The sequence below is a fragment of the Kitasatospora sp. NPDC058492 genome (assembly GCF_042720685.1).
Lineage (GTDB): Bacteria > Actinomycetota > Actinomycetes > Streptomycetales > Streptomycetaceae > Kitasatospora.
Map to the genome: position 1 here is coordinate 1 of NZ_JBHXMU010000162.1, position 1,361 is coordinate 1,361.

The 1,361-nt window shown below is 63.8% G+C and carries 1 protein-coding gene; it reads right to left on the reverse strand.

From position 1 onward, the window contains the following. The coding region (locus tag ACFWPI_RS39640; protein WP_380381128.1) for a reverse transcriptase N-terminal domain-containing protein at positions 1 to 706 on the reverse strand (706 nt) is incomplete at its 3' end. Positions 707 to 1,361: the final 655 nt, after the last annotated feature.

Genomic DNA, 1,361 nt, shown 5'->3' on the forward strand with positions numbered 1-1,361 from the left:
CCCCGGCCCTCAGCCAGCCTCGGATGGCTTCCCTGGCAGGGAAGGTTCCCAGGCTGCTGATCAGGTGGTCGTGAGAGATCCGGTCGAAGGCCGCTGTCAGGTCGGCATCGAGCACCCACAGCCGCCGGGCGTTCTTCTTCCCTGCGGCGATGAAGATCTGCGCGATGGCGTCATGACAGCCCCGGCCCGGACGGAAGCCGTAGCTCCTGTGCTCGAACCGGGCTTCCCACTCCGGCTCCAGCGCATTTTTCACGCGGGCCTGGCGAATCCGGTCACGAATGACCGGGATTCCGAGTGGGCGCTGCTTCCCGTTGGCTTTGGGAATGTACACGCGCCGAACAGGTCTGGCGCGACCAGGCTTTGTCTCTGAAGAGATCTGTGCGGCCACCATGCCCCGCTCACGCGGAGTCAGGATGACCTCCTGGTCGATGCCGGCCGTCCGGCGGCCTTGGCTCTGCTGTGTCACCCTCTTGACGCTCACGAGCGTGTTCGAGTGCGATCGCAGCATGAGCTTCTGCAAGTTCCGGACCTTCTTGAGGTCCCCTTCCTTCGCTGCCGTGAAGATTCGCTGCCTCAGTCGCCGTACCGTCGCCTCGGTCTTGGCCCAGTCGATGCCGTGCCATGCCTGCGCGTAGTCCTCGGGTCCGTTCACGGGAGCGGGAGACCCCGACGTCACTGCCTTCGTTGCCACACCTGCCTCCGGCATCTAACTTGTCCTTCGGTTCCGGCTTCCTTGCCGTTTCACTTCACAGGTCCACCTGATCCGCGTGGGCTCCCTTTCGGGCCGGGAAACTGAGTCCCGTATCCGGCGAGTTATGCAGGGTGAGTGAGGAGGCCCACCCTGTTTTCCTCCGGGCTTTCGCCCTACCAGCATTCGCTTCTCGGATCATCCTGTCCCGCTGAAGAGTTGGGCCTTCGTTGCCTCCGGCTTACCGGCTAGTGCCGGACTCCAACGGGGTTTCCACGTTCCGCTTCGTCAAGATGCGGCCGGGTTGGGCTCCCTCTTAACCCCGGGACAATCGGTGTCCTATCCCGCATCTCCCAAGGACGCGAGACCGATCGGCGCCTTTCATCGCCAGGTCCTACCAGTCGCCGAGTACGTCGCCATCGACGCGACTTCGGAGTAACGGGACGTCATCAAGGGTTCATTTTCATTAGCCCGTCCGGCCTTCCCCTTCGCCTGTTGCCACCCGATGGCGCGGGTCGCTCTTGGGCTTAACCGGCTCGGCTTCACACCCCGCCGTTGCCAGCGACGCATGCGAGCCTGGGGACGGACCCTGGACACTGGTCCGAGACGGCCTACCTGTTCACTCCTTCCTCTTGCAGGTCGTCTGCTTGGGCGAAGCGACTTCGTGTCGCAC